At 64.3% G+C, this 17,814-nt stretch carries 14 protein-coding genes, 1 pseudogene and 1 riboswitch; of the genes and pseudogenes, 8 read left to right on the top strand and 7 right to left on the bottom strand.

Annotation, left to right across the window (positions count from 1 at the left end; translation table 11 throughout):
* Positions 1–70 precede the first annotated feature (70 nt).
* Positions 71–1,711 carry an amidohydrolase gene (locus tag AC1DLO_RS16385; protein ID WP_476890689.1) on the top strand — a complete coding sequence of 547 codons (1,641 nt, stop codon included), beginning with the start codon at positions 71–73 and terminating at the stop codon, positions 1,709–1,711.
* A 145-nt stretch (positions 1,712–1,856) separates the two neighbouring features.
* Here AC1DLO_RS16385 and AC1DLO_RS16380 read toward each other — a convergent pair whose 3' ends face one another.
* From AC1DLO_RS16380 to AC1DLO_RS16370, 3 genes are all read right to left on the bottom strand, one after another.
* A complete protein-coding gene (locus tag AC1DLO_RS16380; protein ID WP_476890688.1) occupies positions 1,857–3,005 on the bottom strand; it encodes a mannitol-1-phosphate 5-dehydrogenase in 1,149 nt (382 codons plus the stop codon).
* Positions 3,005–4,984 (bottom strand): PTS mannitol transporter subunit IICBA, encoded by a 1,980-nt coding sequence (locus AC1DLO_RS16375; protein WP_476890687.1) that lies wholly within the window; start codon positions 4,982–4,984, stop codon positions 3,005–3,007. The genes AC1DLO_RS16380 and AC1DLO_RS16375 overlap by 1 nt, the downstream gene beginning before the upstream one ends.
* A gap of 66 nt (positions 4,985–5,050) precedes the next feature.
* Positions 5,051–5,773, bottom strand: a complete 723-nt coding sequence (locus AC1DLO_RS16370) for a TetR/AcrR family transcriptional regulator (protein ID WP_234751842.1) — start codon at positions 5,771–5,773, stop codon at positions 5,051–5,053.
* 117 nt (positions 5,774–5,890) lie between these two features.
* Here AC1DLO_RS16370 and ptsP point away from each other — a divergent pair, with 117 nt between their 5' ends.
* Both ptsP and AC1DLO_RS16360 read left to right on the top strand, forming a co-directional pair.
* Positions 5,891–7,579 (top strand): phosphoenolpyruvate--protein phosphotransferase, encoded by a 1,689-nt coding sequence (gene ptsP / locus AC1DLO_RS16365; protein ID WP_476890686.1) that lies wholly within the window; start codon positions 5,891–5,893, stop codon positions 7,577–7,579.
* 41 nt (positions 7,580–7,620) lie between these two features.
* A complete protein-coding gene (locus AC1DLO_RS16360; protein WP_184740275.1) occupies positions 7,621–7,899 on the top strand; it encodes an HPr family phosphocarrier protein in 279 nt (92 codons plus the stop codon).
* A 371-nt stretch (positions 7,900–8,270) separates the two neighbouring features.
* Here AC1DLO_RS16360 and AC1DLO_RS16355 read toward each other — a convergent pair whose 3' ends face one another.
* Positions 8,271–9,458, bottom strand: coding sequence for an acyl-CoA dehydrogenase family protein (locus AC1DLO_RS16355; RefSeq protein WP_476914528.1), 1,188 nt, complete (start codon positions 9,456–9,458; stop codon positions 8,271–8,273).
* A gap of 280 nt (positions 9,459–9,738) precedes the next feature.
* Complete coding sequence (locus tag AC1DLO_RS16350) at positions 9,739–10,488, bottom strand: TetR/AcrR family transcriptional regulator (RefSeq protein WP_476890684.1); 750 nt, start codon at positions 10,486–10,488, stop codon at positions 9,739–9,741.
* 60 nt (positions 10,489–10,548) lie between these two features.
* On the opposite strand from AC1DLO_RS16350, the gene AC1DLO_RS16345 reads away from it, so the two are divergent.
* The gene (locus tag AC1DLO_RS16345) at positions 10,549–10,953 is read left to right on the top strand and encodes a helix-turn-helix domain-containing protein (RefSeq protein ID WP_476890683.1); all 405 of its coding nucleotides are present in this window, start codon (positions 10,549–10,551) and stop codon (positions 10,951–10,953) included.
* 341 nt (positions 10,954–11,294) lie between these two features.
* Positions 11,295–11,445, top strand: a riboswitch (cyclic di-AMP (ydaO/yuaA leader).
* Between the two features lie 2 nt (positions 11,446–11,447).
* The gene (locus AC1DLO_RS16340) at positions 11,448–12,554 is read left to right on the top strand and encodes a hypothetical protein (protein ID WP_476890682.1); all 1,107 of its coding nucleotides are present in this window, start codon (positions 11,448–11,450) and stop codon (positions 12,552–12,554) included.
* Positions 12,555–12,715: 161 nt separating this feature from the next.
* Here the strand turns inward: AC1DLO_RS16340 and AC1DLO_RS16335 are convergent, their stop codons facing one another.
* Together AC1DLO_RS16335 and AC1DLO_RS16330 are read right to left on the bottom strand one after the other, a co-directional pair.
* Complete coding sequence (locus tag AC1DLO_RS16335; protein ID WP_476890681.1) at positions 12,716–13,930, bottom strand: PucR family transcriptional regulator; 1,215 nt, start codon at positions 13,928–13,930, stop codon at positions 12,716–12,718.
* 61 nt (positions 13,931–13,991) lie between these two features.
* The gene (locus tag AC1DLO_RS16330; RefSeq protein ID WP_476890680.1) at positions 13,992–15,335 is read right to left on the bottom strand and encodes a cation:dicarboxylate symporter family transporter; all 1,344 of its coding nucleotides are present in this window, start codon (positions 15,333–15,335) and stop codon (positions 13,992–13,994) included.
* A 355-nt stretch (positions 15,336–15,690) separates the two neighbouring features.
* On the opposite strand from AC1DLO_RS16330, the gene ald reads away from it, so the two are divergent.
* From ald to AC1DLO_RS16315, 3 genes and pseudogenes are all read left to right on the top strand, one after another.
* Positions 15,691–16,809 (top strand): alanine dehydrogenase, encoded by a 1,119-nt coding sequence (gene ald, locus AC1DLO_RS16325; protein WP_476890775.1) that lies wholly within the window; start codon positions 15,691–15,693, stop codon positions 16,807–16,809.
* A gap of 253 nt (positions 16,810–17,062) precedes the next feature.
* Entirely contained in the window at positions 17,063–17,272 is a 210-nt protein-coding gene (locus AC1DLO_RS16320; RefSeq protein ID WP_476890679.1) for a hypothetical protein, read from the top strand.
* A 95-nt stretch (positions 17,273–17,367) separates the two neighbouring features.
* Positions 17,368–17,814: pseudogene (locus AC1DLO_RS16315) on the top strand (HNH endonuclease); the annotation flags it as partial.

Raw genomic sequence — 17,814 nt, 5'->3', positions numbered from 1 at the left:
CCCGACGTCGGACCTCATCAAAGCGACTGCCTGCCGGGCGTGCAGGCCTCACCGAGCAAAGGACAACAATATGACACTGCAGATTTTCGTCAACGCGGTCATCCGGACGCAGGACCCGAATCGCCCGTGGGCACGCTCCATGGCCGTTTCCGATGGCCGGGTTGTGGCGTTGGACGAGGACGCCGAGGCACTTGTGGGTACCGGCACGGAAGCTGTGGACTTGGACGGTGCCTTCCTCATGCCGGGCCTGATCGACGTCCACAATCACCATTCCCTGGCGGGCGCCGCTGATCTGTTCGAGTGCAACTTCCTTCCAACCGATGACGTGGACACCATTCTGGAGACGGTTGCCCGCTGGAGCGCGAGCCTCGAGCCCGGCGCCTGGGTCATTGGAGGCAGTTGGGGCAGCGGCCTGTTCGAGGAACTCTCCCGCTTGGACACGCTCGCCCGGCTCGACGAAGCCAGCGGAGGGCGGCCCGTGCTCCTCAAGGACGACAGCAAACACAACCGCTGGGTCAATTCCGCCGCCATGGCATTGGCCGGGATCGATGCGGGCACTAGCGATCCCGAAGGCGGCGAAATCCTCCGCGACCCCGCTACCGGGCTCCCCACCGGTGTGCTGATCGAGGCAGGCGGCGTGCTGGTTGAACGGGTCGTGGCAGCATCGCAGGGATACAGCCTGGAACAGATGGCACGTGCGTGCGCCCGGGGCATCGAGATCCTCCACTCCTACGGCGTCACAACCTTCCAGGACGCAGCAACCTCGCTTCAAATAATGGAAGCGCTGCGGCACCTTGACCAATCCGATGCCCTGGCGGCCTGGGTGGTCAGTTCCATGCAGGTCAACGACTTCATCTTCGGTACAACCCCGTTGGGCGAGGAACTGGTGTCCAGGGGTGAGGAATTCCGGACCGCCCACCATCGTCCCGACTTCATCAAGATCTTCCTCGACGGTGTGCCGCCGTCCCGCACTGCAGCTTTCCTGGAGCCCTACTTGCCGGACGAGCACCACGCCCATGATTTCGCCGGCCACACCACCATGCCTGCGGAAGATCTGGTGGGATGGCTCCGGCGGACCGCGAAGACGGGGATCTCGGCCAAGATCCACTGCACGGGCGACGCTTCGGTCCGCATGGTGCTCGACGCCGTCCAAACCATCCGGGACGAGGGGTTCCACGAGGCGAAATACCAGATAGCCCACGGCCAGTTCGTCCACGAAGACGATCTCCCCCGCTTCGCAGCACTGGACGTCAGCGCGGACATTTCGCCGTCGCTCTGGTTCCCTGGCGTCATTTATGAGGCCATCAAAACGGTGCTCCCACTGGAACGGGCCACGAAGATGCAGCCCAACCGGGACCTCCTGGACAGCGGCGCGACCATCGGTGGCGGCTCGGACTGGCCTGTCAGTGTCTCCCCCAATGTCTGGGAGGCCATCCAAGGGCTCATCACCCGTGCCGACCCCACGGGACAATTTCCTGGAACCCTCTGGCCCGAACAAGCCATCACCCTCGAAGAAGCGCTGGCCTGCTACACGACGGCGCCCGCGAGAATGCTCGGACTGTCGGATCAGCTTGGCTCCTTGGAACCGGGCAAGGCCGCAGACTTCATCCTGCTCGACCAGAACCCCTTCGAGGTGGAGCATTCGGCCCTCGGCAAGATCCAGACCCTTCAAACGTGGTTCGCCGGCAAGCGGGTCTTCCAACGCGCCTGACCCAGCGCCCACCCGGCAACGCTCGCTCACCTATAAGCCCGAAAGACCCCAAAGGTGAGCGAGCGTTCGGGAAAAATGCCCTAGATCTGCAGGAGGGTCGCCCGGGAGCAGGAGCCGGGGCGCCGGAGAGCCCTTCAGCCGCGGGTCAGGCCTCGGCTTTGCGGTCTTCGATCAGTTTTTGCACCTGCGGGAACAACGGGTGCGACGGCGGCAGCTCGGTAATGCGCTCGACCGCCTCGGCGGCGTCCATTTCGGCGAGCATGCGGGCGAGTTCCACGGCTTCGTCGTCTGCTCCGTCGTCGAAACGCAGGGCGGCTGACATGGCGTCGAGCAAGGCAACGGGAGTGACTCCGCGCTCGGCTAGTTCCGCGGCCGGGCCGATGAACCGTTCGTGCCTGCCCAATTTGCGCAGCGGAGCACGGCCTACCCGGTTCACGGTGTCCGGCAGGTACGGGTTGGTGAAGCGGGAGAGGATCTTCTGCACGTAGGCTTCCTGCTCAGCCTCGACAAAGTCATGCTTGGCCACGAGAAGCTGCTTGGTCTCCTCCAACACAGCTCGCACCCGGGCAGCAATGGAGGCATCGGCCATGGCATCGGAGATCTTCTCCAGTCCGGCGCCATAGCCGAAGTACGCTGCCGAGGCGTGTCCCGTGTTGACCGTGAATAGCTTGCGCTCGATGTACGGGCCCAACTCGTCGACGAAGGTGGCTCCCGGGATCACCGGGGCCGCCCCAGCGAACGGGGTGCGGTCGATCACCCACTCGTAGAAGGTTTCCACTGTGACATCCAAACCTTGGCCGGGCGCCTGGTTGGGGACGATCCTGTCCACGGCCGTGTTGGCAAACACCGCCGTGGAGGAAAGATCACCCGCGGCACCGTCCCAAGCGGCCTGCACTTCGGAATGCAGCAAGTCCGTGGCGTTGATGGCGTTCTCGCAGGCCATGACCTGCAGTGGAGCCAACGACGGCGATCGGCCGGCCAAGCCGCGCGCGATCACCGGCGCCACGAACTTGAGGATGTGCGGCCCCACCGCTGTGGTGACGAGGTCCGCCGTCGCGATTTCCGCGACGACGGCAGCCTCTTCGGAGCCCGAATTCAGGGCCCGGAAACCGGACACGGTCTTGACCGCCGCATTTTCGCCGACCTCGTGGACCTCATAGGAGGACGCGGAGGCGAGCTGGCTGATCAGGGCGTCCGCGACATCGGCGAAGACCACCTCATATCCAGCCTCGTGCAGCAGCAAGCCGACGAATCCCCGTCCGATGTTCCCTGCCCCAAAATGGACTGCCTTCACTATGCGTTGACCTTTCCGAACAGATCCAGCACTTCGTCCACCGACGTGGCTTGCTCAAGCTGGGCCACTTGCGCCTTGTCCGTGAAGATCTTGGCGATGGAGGACAGGATGTGGAGGTGTTCGTTGTTGATGCCGGCGACGCCGACGACGAACTTGACCTGCTTGCCACCCCAGTCGATGCCCTCGGGGTAGCGGACAATCGACACACCGGAGTGCAGGATGTGGTCCTTGGCAGCGTTGGTGCCGTGAGGGATTGCCAGGAAGCTGCCCATGTAAGTGGACACGGATTCCTCGCGCTCATGCATTGCGTGAATGTAGCCCATGTCCACGGAGCCGCGATCCAGCAGGAGCTTGCCCGCCTCGTCAATGGCCGAGTCGCGGTCCGTCGCGGTGCCGTTGAGGATCACGCTTTCGGCGAGCAGGACATCCTTGCCCCCGACGGCGGTGGCCGCTTGAGCGGCAGGCTCGGCAACCGCCGTCGAGCCCTCAGCGCCGGGCTCAGCGTTGCTGCTTTTCACAAGTTCCACGATCTCGTCATACCGCGGACTGTTCATGAAGTTGTCCACGGAGACGTGTACAGCCCCGGTCGTGAGCGGCTGGGCGCGTTCGGCGAGGTCCTGGTGGGTGATGACGACGTCGTAGGTGTCGGTGAGGTTGGCAATGGCAGCGTTGGTGACTTTGACCCCCGGGAAGCCCGCGGCCTTGATCTTGTTCCGCAACACCGAGGCGCCCATGGCGCTGGAGCCCATGCCGGCGTCGCAGGCGAACACGATGTTCTGGATGGGACGGGTCAGGAGCGCGGTACCGCCACCAGCACCGAGGAGCGCGGAGGAAACGGAACTCTTCTTGCCCTTGAGTTCTTCCATCTTGGACGTGGCTGCGCCAAGATCAACCTCGTCGCTGTGATGCGTGGTGCGGAGAATCAACGCGGAGACGAGGAACGACACCGTCGCTGCCAAGATGACCGACAAGATGACGCCCACGTAGCTGTCACGGGAGGTCTGGGCAATGACTGCGAAGATGGATCCCGGAGCCGCCGGAGCGACGAGGCCTGAGTTGGTGATTGCGAGCGTCGCAATGCCTGTCATGCCCCCGGCGATGGCTCCGAGGATGAGCAGCGGGCGCATCAGGACATACGGGAAGTAGATCTCGTGGATCCCGCCGAGGAACTGGATGATGAAAGCGCCCGGCGCCGAGGCCTTCGCTGCCCCGCGTCCAAAGAACATGTAGGCGAGAAGAATTCCGGCTCCCGGACCGGGGTTGGCTTCAAGCAGGAACAGGATCGACTTGCCCTGGTCCAGTGACTGCTGGATGCCCAGCGGGGTTAGCACGCCGTGGTTGATTGCGTTGTTGAGGAAAAGAACCTTGGCGGGTTCGATGAAGATGCTGGTGAGCGGAAGGAGTCCGTTGTGCACCAGGAACTGGACGAAATTGCCCGCGGCCGTGCTGAAGGCCTGGACCAGCGGAGAAATACCGAAGAACCCGAGCATGGCGAGCAAGGCGCCCCAAATACCCGCGGAGAAGTTGTTCACCAACATCTCGAAGCCCGGACGGATCTTGCCGTCCCAGATGGCGTCGATCTTCTTCATCGTCCAGCCACCGAGCGGGCCCATGATCATGGCACCGATAAACATCGGAATACCGGCACCAACAATCACGCCCATGGTGCCGATGGCACCCACGACTCCGCCCCGGACGTCGTACACCATTTTGCCGCCGGTGTAGGCAATCAGGAGCGGCAGGAGGTAGGTAATCATGGGCCCGACGAGGCCAACGTTTGGCGTGCCGGCGGCGTTGTTGCCGAAGCCACCGAGTTCGGGGACGGGTAGCCAGCCGGTCTTGATGAACAATGCCGTAATGATGCCCCAGGCGATAAAGGCGCCGATATTGGGCATGATCATGCCGGAAAGGAATGTTCCGAACTTTTGGACACCAACGCGCAGGCTGGTGCGCGGCTTCGCAACGGTCTCTGTTGCCATGTGAATTCCTAACGTGAGTCCCGCATCAGTGCGGGATCAGTCGATATCTATCGAAGGAGGACAGCTTTAGGAGCTGCTTGAGATTCGGTGAAGCCATTCAAGGAAAAGCTTCAGCTCCGAACTGGATAGCTGGTCTGAATGCGAGGCTTGGAGTGCCGCATTCAGCGCGATTGCCGCAACAACAACGGACGACTTGCCGGAGTCGTCTGCTGCGGCGCCACGGGCAGTTTCCGTGGACACGGCGAAAATCATGGAATCCCGGGTCATGGTGGAGAGCTCGAGGTTCCGGTCTTCCAATGGCTCTGCAATGAGCATGAGCGTGACACCAACGTTGGCTGCCAGGATGCTCCTCGCTGCCTCGCGCGGGGGTACGTTGATCTGGCCGGCAATGGCCGCCTTGCTCAGCATTTCCTCCAGAAGCGACTCGGCATCAGCCACGATGGCCGGCCTGCTTTCCGGACGGATGTTGCCGAACATCACCAGGTAAAGGTGCGGTTGGGTAAGCCCGAACTGGACGTGGTTGTCCCACATCCGCCGGACGTCCTCCAGGGGTTCCCCAGAGGGTGCGAAGTCCCGCTCTCCCGCCACGTACTCCTCGAAGCCGGCTGCAACGACGGCGTCGAACAACCCCTCCTTGTCGCCGAAGTGGTGGTACAGCGTGGGCGCCGTGACGCCTGCGAGTTTGGTGATTTGGCGCGTTGAGACCGGTGACCCGTCCGAATTCGCCAGCAACTCGGCAGCTGCACGGAGCAGCCGAGTTTTGGGCGGAAGCTGGTCATCGAAACTCATAGCCGCTACCCTAGCACCTATAGCAACGCTATATGAAGTGAGTCACAGGAGATTTTTTCGGACCCCGAGGCGCCGCAGCCGGTGGGTCCGATCCGAGAGCAGGAACAGAGGATTTCAGTGCAGAATTTCCAAGGAGTAGGCGTCAGCCCGGGCCGCGTCATTGGCACTATCCGTCAGATGCCCAAACCAGTCAGCGAACCGCCGTCGGGCGAGCAGCTAGCCGTTTCCACCACGGCGGAAGAAGCGATCGCCGGCCTCAAGACCGCGGCCCAATCGGTCCACGACGAGCTCAAAGCACGCGCTGACAAGGCCAGCGGAGACGGTAAGGCCGTGCTCGAAGCCACAGCACTGATGGCCAAGGACACCATGCTCCTGAAGTCGGCCACCAAGCTCATCAACAACAACGGCAGCTCCGCCGAACGCGCCATCTGGGAAGCCGGCGCCTCGGTATCGGAAATGCTCCACAACTTGGGCGGGTACATGGCCGAACGCGCCACCGACGTCCTGGATGTCCGCGCCCGGATCGTCGCCGAACTCCGCGGCGTCCCCGCCCCCGGGATCCCGGCGTCGGATACTCCCTTCATCCTGGTGGCCGAAGACCTCGCCCCCGCCGACACCGCAACGCTGGACCCCGCCATCGTGACCGCGCTGGTCACCTCGGGCGGCGGACCGCAGTCCCACACCGCGATCATCGCCCGCTCGCTCGGCCTGCCCGCCGTCGTCGCGGCCCGCGGAGTGGACGAAATCCCGGACGGCGCCGAAGTCTTCGTGGACGGCGCGGCCGGTTCCCTTTCCCTCGAACCCTCCGAAGAGCAGCGCGCCGCCGCCCTCGCGTGGGTCGAAAATGCCGCCACACTGGCTGTCTTCGACGGAAACGGTACGACGGCGGACGGCCACCTGGTGCCTCTTCTCGCCAATGTGGGCGGCGCCAAGGACGCTGCCGCGGCTGCCGCTCTGGGCGCGCAGGGCGTGGGCCTTTTCCGCACCGAATTCTGCTTCTTGGAACGCGACACCGAACCGACCGTGGTGGAACAAGCTGCCGCGTACAGGGGCGTGTTCGACGCTTTCCCAGGCAAGAAAGTGGTGCTCAGGACCCTCGACGCCGGCGCGGACAAGCCCCTGCCCTTCCTCACGGACGCAACCGAGCCCAATCCGGCCCTCGGCGTGCGCGGCTACCGCACCGATTTCACCACGCCCGGGGTTTTGGAACGCCAGCTCGAGGCCATCGCCATCGCGGCCGGCGAATCAGAAGCCGACGTGTGGGTCATGGCGCCCATGATCTCGACTGCGGCCGAGGCTGCCCATTTCGCGTCGATGTGCGATGCCGCGGGGATCAAGACTCCTGGAGTGATGGTCGAGGTACCGTCCGCGGCACTGACCTCGGCGTCGGTCCTGCGACACGTGGGCTTCGCGTCCCTCGGCACCAACGACCTCACGCAATACGCCATGGCCGCCGACCGGCAACTTGGCCCCCTCGCCGAGCTCAACACCCCCTGGCAGCCTGCCGTTCTGCGCCTCGTGCAGCTGACCGTCGCTGGCTCTGCGGAGGAAGGCAACAACAAACCCGTTGGCGTGTGCGGTGAGGCAGCCGCGGACCCGGCCCTCGCCGTCGTACTCGTTGGCCTGGGCGTGTCCACGCTGTCCATGACGGCACGGTCACTGGCCGCCGTTGGAACCGTGCTCAAAACGGTCACGTTGGAACAGGCTCAGGAGCTGGCCCGCTTGGCGCTCAGCGCTCCCGATGCCCTGGACGCCAAGGCCTGGGTCCGTGCCAAACTGCCGATCCTCGAGGAACTCGGGCTCTAAGCCCGGCCGCACCAACCCCAACCTGAACACAAGGAGTACCCATGCCCGAACGCACCGCCACCATCGCCAGCCGCTCCGGACTGCACGCCCGCCCGGCGGCTCTCTTCGCCGAAGCCGCGGGAGAATCTCCGGTTGAAGTGACCATCGCCATGCGCGGCGAGCCTGCCGAGGACGCGCTCGACGCCGCCAGCATCCTTTCGCTCATGACGCTCGGCGCCGCAAAGGGCGACGTCGTCGTGCTTCGGGCAGAGGGCGACGGCGCCGACGCCGCACTGGATTCCCTGGTGACCCTGCTGGAAACAGACCTCGACGCGGAGTAGGCACCACCGGACCCTCGCTCACATATAGCCGCTTCCAACCCAACCCTCCTGCAGAAATACGCACCGCTCGCCGGAAGGGACCCGAAATGCGCAAGCCGAATGCCGCCGTCGCGTTCTACGTGCTCAGTATTGTGCTGCTCCCGGTCTCACTACTCGGCTATTTGATCTGCGTGGGGAGGATTCGCGGTCGCCGTGGTGGAGTGACGGGCGAAATGGCCGGCGCTTGCAGTTCAGATCTGCAGGAGCGTTCCGCCGATTGGGCTCACATCAGAGCGAGCGTCCGGGATTTCGGCCGCATAGGTGAGCGAGCGTCTCAGGGCGGAGGCGGGCGTCTCAGGGGGCGCGGCAGGGGCGGGCGGGACGGCGCGCCCTCACGCGAAGGCGGACATGCCCGTAATGGAGCGTCCAATAATCAACGCCTGGACAGTTTCCGTGCCCTCATACGTGTGGATGCCTTCGATATCGGCGAAGTGCCGTGCCACGCGGTTGGCCAACAAGATTCCGTTGCCACCCAGCAGGTCGCGCGCGTTCGAAGCGATGCTGCGGGCGGTACGGGTGCAGGTGAACTTCGCGAGCGCCGCCTGCGCGGGGGTCAGCACGCCTTCTTCGTCCAGCTTGGTCATCTGCATGACCATGAGCTGCATGGTGGCGAGCTCCGAGTGCATGCGCGCAAGACGCTCCTGCACAATCTGGGAAGCGGCTAGCGGGCGACCGAACTGCCGGCGCTGGGCTGCGTACTGTACAGCGGTTTCATAGCAGGCCGTTGCATGCCCGACGGCGGACCACGCCACTCCCAGCCGGGTCGCCAAAAGGACGCGCGCTGTGTCCTTGAAACTCCGGGCCCCCGGGAGCACGTTTTCCACCGGCACGAAGACGTTCTCCAAGCGGATGTGTGCCTGCCAGATCGCACGGAGCGACAGCTTGCCCTCGATAGTTGTGGCGAAGTAGCCAGGAGAATCTTGCGGGACAAGGTACCCATGCACCTGCCCGTCGTCACCTCGGGCCCAGACCACAGTCAGGCCGCCGATCGAGCCGTTGCCGATCCACTTCTTTTCGCCATTGAGGACATATCCGCCCTCGACGGCCGTCGCGGTCGTCTCGAGTCCCACCGAATCGGAGCCATGGGCCGGCTCGGTCAAGGCGAAGGCGCCGTATTCCTCGGCCCGGGAAAGCGCCGGAAGCCAGCGGGCCTGCTGCTCCGGGGAACCGCATTCGGCAACGGACCGCAGCGCCAAACCACCCTGGACCGCAACCACCGTGCCGATGGAGCCGTCCCCGCGGCTCAGTTCCATGGTGACCAGCCCGGCGGCGGTTTTACTCATGGCCGGGAACCCGTCGATGTTGATTCCGTCGCGCAGCAGGTCAAGTTCACCCAAGCGCTTCACCAGGTGCAGCGGATACTCCGCGCGCTCCCAGTATCCCGCGATGATCGGGAGCACTTCGTCCTGGACGAAGGTCCGCGCTCGGTCCCAGTAGGCGCGGTCTTCGCCGCTGATGTCCTTCAAAACGGAGGCCGGGTCCGGGTCCAGCGATTCGTTCAGGACGTACTCGGGTTCCATGGTGCCATCTGGGAAAACGGTGCCGTCCGGAAAACGGCATTCAGCTCTGCGGACGTGTCGTCGGACGTCGTCGTCATGGGTGAATCCTCGCTCTGGGTTGCATTCTGCGACTCCCAGCATGCGCTGACACTGAGTTTCATGTCAAGGAACTCAGTACCATCGAGAGTTTTTGCTGGATCATCCCGACCCATCCACGGGCAGGCCGCGAAAACACGCGGCTGTTTTGATGGGGAACCCGAATGATCCAGCAGAATCTACGCCCGGTCCGAGGAAACCCGAGCTAGGCCAGGGCGTCGCGAACCGCTTGAAGGATCTGCTCTGTACCGGCCGCAGGATCCAGGACGGCAACCACGACGGCGGGACGGTCACTCTCCAGATGAGCCTGCCCGCCCGCCTCGTCGGCCGGAACCCGGGCCGGTCCCCCGGCGAAAGTGTCAGCCAGAACACCCAGCTCCCGCGCGAGTCGGCCGGCCAGCTCTTGGGCCTCAGTTTCCGGCGCCTCATCCTCTGCCTGCTCGCCACCGGCGGCCGCCCGCAGCCATTGGCGCAGGGCGCTATTGTGCACCGCGATGACGGACGCAGCAAACGCCACGGCAGTGAGTTCCCGGTTCTCGCCTTCGGGCAAGGCCGCTTGCAGATAACTTCGAAAAGCCCGCTGATAGCGATGCGTCATGACCAATTCACGATCACGAAGGGCGGGCACCTGGCGCAGGAGCTCGTAGCGGGCCAGCGAGGTTTCCCGGTGGCCTACATGGTGGTCAAAGACCAAGAGCGCCGCTTCCACGACAGAACGCAACGGAGCCGCCGTCGTGCGCAAAAGCAACTCTTGGACGCGCGCCAGAATCCGGTCGTGATCAGCGAAAACGACGTCCTCTTTGGAACCGAACTTGCGGAAGAACGTGCTGCGGCTGACGCCCGCGGCGTCGGCGAGATCGTCCACGGAGGTTGCGTCGTAGCCTTGCCGCACCAGCAGTTCGATTGCGGCCGCCACAGCGGGGCTCGGATCCGGATTGGCGGGGTAGTTGACCATAGGCGTGAATCTAACACGGCGGCGTAACCGCGCAGCCTCGAGCGCAGCTAGGCTTCTGCCATGGCATTGATAGCTCCCCGCATGACGCCTGGCCTGCCCGCAGACGACGCCCGGAACCTTGCAGCCTCACTCCAGGACAGCAACGACATTACCGTTTTCGTCGACGGCACGGTCCACCGGCTGCCGGATCAGGCGAGGGACGCCGTCGTCGATCTCCTCGGCCGGCTAAGCCGCGGCGAAGCGGTGACCGTCAGCAGCGTGGAGGAAATGCTCACGACGTCGCGGGCTGCCGAACTCGCGGGGATCTCGCACACCTACCTTCGCAACATGACCGATCGTGGCGAAATACCTGTCGAATACCGTGGCACGCACCGCCGGATCCGGCTCGCAGACATCATGGCGTGGCTGGAGACGCAGAAGCGCAAGCAAGCGGCAACGGCCGCCGGAGATGACGCCGTCAGCTAAAGGTGCGGATCGGGAAGCAACGCCGCGTCAGCTTTCGACTTCGCCGCCGGTGATGGTTCCGCGCCAGGCTCCTGTTTCGACTTCCCTGCCTTCAATGAATACCGGTCCGGCCCTGAACGGTTCGGGGGCCATGGGGCCTCAACTGCACGCCAGAACGAACTATGGGCAGGAACATAGTTCGTTCTGGCGTGCAGTACCGACCGGGTGCCCTGACACACGCCGGGCCCGCTCCAGGCTCCCTCGTTATCTAAATGTGACTTTGCTGGCCGGCTGATGTACCGTCGAGGGGCGACCCATTCCCCAACTGGGCCGCTTCCGGGTTGACGCCGAGCTCTGCCGCAACCCGGATTCCGCTAGACCCGCGGCAGAGACGGGGGACCCAGAGTCTCCGGGCCTATTTCTCCACAGGCCCTCGGGGTGAAGCCGCCACGTGCGGCCGGACGGCCTCGTCCGAACCCGACAGCTAACCTCGAAGGCGTTGAGAGGCAATCACCATGTCCCCAACCATGGATCAGCCTCGCCGTGCCCAAGTGGCGGGCGAGCGCACCAAACCAACCGGACGCCGTCGGGCCCAAGACAGCGCAACGTTCATCCCTGCGCAGGCTCCAGAACCTTTGAGTTCGACGGCGGCACCCACCACCGCGAAAACCCCGACGACGGCGGCACCCACCACGCGAGCGGCCGCCCGCGCGGCCGAGCGGGAGCGGGCCGCACAAGCCAGCTCCGCCCCGGAACCCGCCACCGCAGCCATCCCGACGGTGGCAACAACGCCGGCGGAACCAGCCCCCGCCGAACCCGCAGCCCCCGAGGCTGCACCGAACCAGAAGACCCAGGCCGCCGAAACTCGGAAGGCAGCCACGACCGCCCAGCGCGCGGTTCCTCGTGCCGGCTTCGGTCAGATGTCCTTCGCCGGTTCGTCGTTCAGCCGGGAACCTCATGCCGTCCTGAAGAAGGCTGCGACCATCCGGACGATGAGCAACCGGATGGCCGTGGTGGCCGGAGCCCTCGGCATCTTGTTGACGGCGGGTTCCCTGGGCCAGGCCCTTGAGTTGCCCTTCTTCGGCCAGGAATCCCAAGCCCAGGACGCAGACAGCCAAAGCTCCGTCCAGCCTCAGGACCCTTCCACCGCGGGCAGCGTCTCCCCCGACGCAACAGCTTCACCGTCGGCAACCGCCACGGCTGCCAAGGCCGGTCAAACCGCGACCGACCCGGCGCAAGGGCCGCAAGCGCCCGCCGCCGTCGCGCCGTCGAGTGCTGGAGCACCATCGGTCTCCGTTCAGGTCCCCTCCGTCATCCCATCAGCGCTGCCCCCAAGCCTTGCTCCTGTGCCGGCCGTTCCGACGCAGGGCCCGGCGCAGCCTGCTCCGGTTCCCAGCCCGGCTCCCCCGGTCACGGTCACTCCAACACCGACGCCGACGCCTACTGACCCGTCCTCGCCGACGCCCACTCCCACCGATCCGCCCTCCCACACGCCACCTGGGCAATCGAAGCCGAAACCGCCGGTAAAGCCCAGCAGCGCACCGACGGCTTCGTCGCAGCCAGCTCAGCCGGGCTTCGACTTGGGAGCGATTTTGGACGCTGCAAGCGGGATCCTGCAGTGAGGATGGGACAGCATCGAACATCATCCGTCGAGTGGCACGGGCGGTGCTGCCAGAGCACCCGGACGCAGATGAATGAGCGCCGCCCCGACCGCTGGCGCTGCAGCCTTCAGCTAAGGCCGTTCAAGCGGTAAACGAGTGCGGCCTCCAGTAACAGCGCAGCCTCAAATCCGAGGACGGCCCGCCCAGCGGCGCGCCTTGAGCGTTGCGTGGAGTTCGAGCCGGATAGCACCATTCAACGGATCCGCACCGATGAGTTGCCGGACCCTGGCCAGGCGGTTGTAGATGCTGCTGCGGTGCAAATGCAGCTTCGCGGCCACGTCCTGGACTGAGCCGTCGCTGTCGTAGAGCAGTTCGAGGACGGGCAGGAGCTCGCCGTTGCGGTCGGCGTCCTCGATCGCCTGGAAATAGGACGAGCCCGAATCGTCCCAACCGCCGGGTGCCTGCAGCCGTTCGAACAACTGGTAGATCCCTGCCGAACGGCTGTCCACGAGCTCACCGAGCGGAGGATCGACGGCGGCAGCCTGGGCCGCGAGCTTCGACTGCCGGTACGCCCGCCCCAGTTGGCGGATGACCGAAAACGGCTCACTGATGCCCAGGATGACCCGGTCCACCTTCCGGCCGGCCCGCTTGGCGAGCTCCAGCTGATAGTGGACCAAGACCTGGGCATGTTCTGCCCGTCCGCCGGTTTCGCGGAACAGCAGGACCGAATGCGTCTCGGTGCCAGCGCTGAAAAGGACCGAATCGACGCCGATAGTGGCCTGCAGCGCGGCGGAACGGTGCGTCAGCGTGGCTGCGATGGGATCGGAGACGCCGCCGCTGTCCTCGGCGTCGAGCACGGTCACCAGCTGCCACGGGCCCCGGCCCTGGACCTCCTTCCATCCGGCCACGGCCGCCACCGCGTTGGATTCGCCCTGGCATGCAGCCAGGAATTCCTGCTCGCGGCGGCGCCGGAACTCCGATTCGGCCGTATTGGAATCGAGCAGCAACCCCGCGAGGAGGTCCAGCTCGTCCCGCACTCCTGGCAACTGGGCGAGGATCGCCGTCGCGGTCTGTTCGTCAAGGTCCTGCTGGACCCAGAGGTACCCCACGCGGAACCCGCGCACCAGCAGCGGGACGCAGACGCGCCCCACCATACCGAGTTCCTCATTGGCGGGCACGACGACGGGACGCACCGCGGTGGCGATGCCGTGCGAGAGCTGCCAGGCACTGACGTCCACCGGGACTTTCTTGCTGAGGAGGAAATTCACGCGGACGCGGTCGGCGTGGGACTGGTTGGAGCTGTAGGCGAGCAGGACACCGTCGAGATCTTCCAGGGAGAGTCCGCGGCCCAATTTGAGTGCGACGTCCTCGACGATCTTCTCCACGTCCTGTTGCATGGAGCAAGACTACTTTGCCCGCTGCCCACGAGTGGCTGGACTTGTTTATCTAGCGTGGCATCTATCCGACGCGGACCGGCACGGGAGCCTCGTCGGCCTTTTCGGGGAGGGCGCCTTCTCCCAGGAAGGCACGAAGCATGGCGTCCCGATCGAACTCGCCTTCCCATTTCGCCACAACAAAGGTGGCCACGCAGTTACCGAGCAGGTTCACCACCACCCGCATGGAGTCCATCAGCCGGTCCGCGCCAAGGAGAAGCGCGACGCCCGCAACCGGGAAGATCCCCAATGCACCGGCAGTGGCCGACAAAGCGAGGAAGGCTGACCCGGGAACCCCTGCCATGCCCTTGGATGTGAGCATGAGGATCCCCAGCGCCACGAGCTGCTGTCCGAGATCGAGATGGTGCCCGAAAGCCTGGGCGAGAAAAAGCAGGGAGATCGACAGATAGATTGCGGCACCGTCGAGGTTGAAGGAGTAGCCGGTCGGAATAACCAGGCCGGTGGTGCTGCGTGAGCAACCTGCGTTGGAGAGCTTGGCCATGATGCGCGGCATGACGGATTCTGTGGACGCCGTACCAAGGGCCAGCAGGAACTCTTCACGGGTGTACTTCAAAAACTGCCAGAGCGGCACCCGGGCGATGCCCCACGCCACGAGGAAGAGCAAAGCGATGAAGACGACGGCGGCGCCGTAACACGCCGCGATGAGTACTGCGTATGTGCCCAAAGAATCCAGTCCGTACTGGCCAATGATGAACGCCATGGCCCCGAACGCGCCGATGGGTGCCACCCGCATGACCCAGGCCATAATCTTGAAGAACACGTCCAGGACGGTCTCCATAAACGTGAGCACAGGCCCGCACCGTTCCTTGCCGATCACAACAACGGCCGAACCGAAGAAGACGGAGAAGCACAAGACCTGCAGCAGGTTGTTGTTCGCGAAGGCGCCCACGACGCTGGTGGGGATGACGCCGAGCAGGAACTGGCCCACGTCCTTGGGCGGCGCGGTGCCGGTCTTGGCGTTCAGGGCGTCCTGGCTCAGCGAATTCGGATCGATGTTGAGCCCTGCCCCAGGCTGGACGAGATTGCCCACCATCAGGCCGAATGCCAGGGCGAACAGTGTGGCCCCCGTGAAGTAGATGAGTGCCTTGACTCCGACACGGCCCACGGCTTTGACATCCCCCACCGCTGCGATTCCGGTGACGATGACCAGGAAGATCAGTGGCGCGATGATCATCTTGATGAGCTGGATGAAGCCGTCGCCAAGAGGACGCAGTCCGGAACCGATACTGGGCCAGAAGTGGCCGATCAGCACACCTGCAATCACGGCGGCGAAGATCTGGACGAACAGGGATTTGTACAGGGGCTTCCTGGGCGCAGGAACAACAGTCGAAGAGGTCTGTGTCTTCACGGTGCTGGCCAATCGTTGGACGGAGGTGCGTGGTTGCTCGTCCACGATAGGAAAACGACGTTTCAACGAGGTGACACAAATGTCACTAGAAGAATCATTCATGAAACATGCGTTTCAACTGGCGGGCAAGCACTCATGCCGGATCCCGGATCGCCCGGCGAACATCAGGCGACACCTGACGCTCTCAGAGTCGACAAATGTCGAGTTGTGGGGGGTAAAAACCCCGGAAATACAAGGAAGTTCACGACGGCGGCCATCGCCTTTCGTGTCGCCTGGCTCACAGCGGATTTATTCTGGAATCACAGTCCCCCGCAGAGAAAAAGGCCGTTGAAGCCTTTCGAACATGGAGCCCACAATGATTATCGGTGTCCCCAAAGAGATCAAGAACAACGAATTCCGCGTTGCCATCACTGCCGCGGGGGTTCACGAGTTCCGCACCCACGGACACACAGTCCTGGTGGAGCGCGGCGCCGGCGTCGGCTCCGGTATCACGGACGAGGAATACGCGGTAGCTGGTGCTGAGATCGTGGCCGAAGCCGACGACGTCTGGGCACGCGCTGACATGGTCATGAAGGTCAAGGAACCCATCAAGGCCGAATACCACCGCTTCCGCAAGGGCCTGATCCTCTTCACCTACCTGCATCTGGCCGCTGAGCCTGAACTGACTCAGGAACTCATCAACTCCGGCGTCACGGCCATCGCCTACGAAACCGTCCAGGAAGGCCGCACGCTGCCCCTGTTGGCACCCATGTCCGAGGTCGCTGGCCGCCTGTCGGTCGTCGTCGGCGCTTCCTCCCTTATGGCTCCGGCCGGTGGTAAGGGCGTGCTGCTGGGCGGCGTCCCGGGTGTTCGCCCGGCCAAGGTCGTTGTCCTTGGCGCCGGTGTCGCCGGAACCAACGCCGCCGCGATGGCCTTGGGCCTGGGTGCCGATGTCACCATCATGGACATCAACATCAACCGCTTGCGCGAACTGGACGCCCTCTACCAGGGCCGCCTGAAGACCGTCGCCTCCAATGCCTACGAGATCGAGAAGTCAGTGGTCGACGCAGACCTCGTGATCGGTTCCGTGCTGATCCCGGGCGCCAAGGCTCCCAAGCTGGTCACCAACGAGCTGGTCTCCCGCATGAAGCCCGGCTCCGTGCTCGTGGACATCGCCGTGGACCAGGGCGGCTGCTTCGAGGACACCCACCCCACCACCCACCAGGAACCCACGTACAAGGTCCACAACACGATCTTCTACTGCGTCGCCAACATGCCGGGCGCCGTTCCGAACACCTCCACCTACGCTCTGACCAACGTCACCCTGCGCTATGCGGTGTCGCTGGCCAACCTGGGCGTCAAGGCCGCCTTCGACCGCGACCCCGCCCTGGCAGCCGGCCTGAACATCGCCGCCGGCAAGGTCACGCACCGCTCGGTTTCCGAGGCACACAACCTGCCCCTCGTGGCCGACTGGCACAACCTGGTTTCGGCGTAGTTTCTCTCCGCCGCTGACAGGCGTGGTTTAACGAACCCGACGGCGGGGTGCGGCTTCCGTGGGAAGCGGCACCCCGCCGTTGTGGTTTTTGGCTCATCGTGCTATTGACTGAGTTTCCCAACGAGCGTCACATGGGAGTGAGGGAAAGCAGCACCGATCCTTACCTCAATGTTCTCTTCGGTGAGTGTCCTCGCGCAAAGGTCGCAAGCTAATGTCGCAGGAAGCAGTTCTGTGGTTGGCCAGATTCATACCGATGCTTTTTCTCGTTGCTGGATGCATCGCCGTCTATGTGTTGGCCAAACACCACAAGCCGGTGTCCTATCCTCCGGGCCGTGGGCTGCGGCATTTCGACAAAGACGGAAATGAAGTCAAGGGTCCTCTCAGGATTGTGACAGCCGTCGTCTTGGTCATTATGTTGATATCTGCCTTCGTTGCCGTCATTCTCCCCTTCACGTCCTCGTAGCCCTGACTATCCCCCCGAAAACACTGTGAGTCCACGCCCGGTCGCCCGCGAGGCAACATCCTCATAATGTCGTACCCCTCCGGAATGCTTTGGTTATGGCCGGGATTCGGGGAACACAGCTGATCGGATCAGCCGCGCCTTCAGGCGGCGCGCGTCCGGAGGCCGGCCCGGATGGTGCCGTCCGGCGCGTCCAAATAGAGGAACTACTCGGCGCCGTTACGTCCCTCCGGCCAAATTCCGACAGTACTGAACTGATAAACCAGTTGCGTGCTCTTGAGGATTTGAAGTCGGCGGCCGCCGCCGCGCAGGCCCGGATCGCGGTCGCGTTCGATGCCGCCCAGCGCAGCGCCGAGTCCGACCTGGGCGTCCCGGCTGACGAACAGGGACGCGGCGTCGGAGCGCAGGTCGCCTTGGCCCGGCGGGAATCCCCCGCCCGCGGATCCCGGCTCTTCGGCCTCGCGAAGGCCCTCGTGACCGAGATGCCGCACACCCTCGCCGCACTGGACACCGGCCGGCTGAACGAATGGCGCGCGACCCTGCTC

This window comes from Arthrobacter sp. 01T419 (genome assembly GCF_056398865.1).
The sequence above is the reverse complement of the archived record's forward strand: the minus strand, read 5'-3'. Positions and strand labels throughout refer to the sequence as shown.